The 1,044-nt window shown below is 56.4% G+C and carries 1 rRNA gene; it reads right to left on the bottom strand.

Going from position 1 to position 1,044, the window contains the following annotated elements:
• Nucleotides 1-10: 10 nt before the first annotated feature.
• Nucleotides 11-1,044, bottom strand: a 23S ribosomal RNA gene (locus tag HDG68_RS16640); the annotation flags it as partial.

Below are 1,044 nucleotides of genomic sequence, written 5' to 3'. Positions count from 1 at the left end.
AGTGTGTTGGTGTGTGAAGTTGTCGGCTGATTAGTACCGGTCAGCTGCGACAGTCGTTGGTCCTGTCTTCCACTTCCGGCCTATCTACCCAGTGGTCTAGCTGGGTGCCTTCACAGGTCTAGCCTGTTGGAAACCTTATCTTGAAGCAGGCTTCCCGCTTAGATGCTTTCAGCGGTTATCCTTTCCGAACGTAGCGAACCAGCGGTGCTCCTGGCGGAACAACTGGCATACCAGAGGTTCGTCCGTCCCGGTCCTCTCGTACTAGGGACAGACCTTCTCAAGTTTCCTGCGCGCGCAGCGGATAGGGACCGAACTGTCTCACGACGTTCTAAACCCAGCTCGCGTGCCGCTTTAATGGGCGAACAGCCCAACCCTTGGGACCTACTCCAGCCCCAGGATGCGACGAGCCGACATCGAGGTGCCAAACCATCCCGTCGATATGGACTCTTGGGGAAGATCAGCCTGTTATCCCCGGGGTACCTTTTATCCGTTGAGCGACGGCGCTTCCACGAGCCACCGCCGGATCACTAGTTCCGACTTTCGTCCCTGCTCGACCTGTCGGTCTCACAGTCAAGCTCCCTTGTGCACTTGCACTCGACACCTGATTGCCAACCAGGCTGAGGGAACCTTTGAGCGCCTCCGTTACTTTTTGGGAGGCAACCGCCCCAGTTAAACTACCCACCAGGCACTGTCCCTGATCCGGATCACGGACCGAGGTTAGATGGTCGATGCGGTCAGAGTGGTATTTCAACGGCGACTCCACCCGCGCTGGCGCGCGGGTTTCAATGTCTCCCACCTATCCTACACAAACCGCACCGAACACCAATACCAAGCTGTAGTAAAGGTCCCGGGGTCTTTCCGTCCTGCTGCGCGTAACGAGCATCTTTACTCGTAGTGCAATTTCGCCGAGTTCGTGGTTGAGACAGCGGAGAAGTCGTTACGCCATTCGTGCAGGTCGGAACTTACCCGACAAGGAATTTCGCTACCTTAGGATGGTTATAGTTACCACCGCCGTTTACTGGGGCTTAAATTCTGGGCTTCGCC

The organism is Isoptericola chiayiensis, from assembly GCF_013149805.1.
GTDB classification, from domain to species: domain Bacteria; phylum Actinomycetota; class Actinomycetes; order Actinomycetales; family Cellulomonadaceae; genus Isoptericola; species Isoptericola chiayiensis.
The sequence above is the reverse complement of the archived record's forward strand: the minus strand, read 5'-3'. Positions and strand labels throughout refer to the sequence as shown.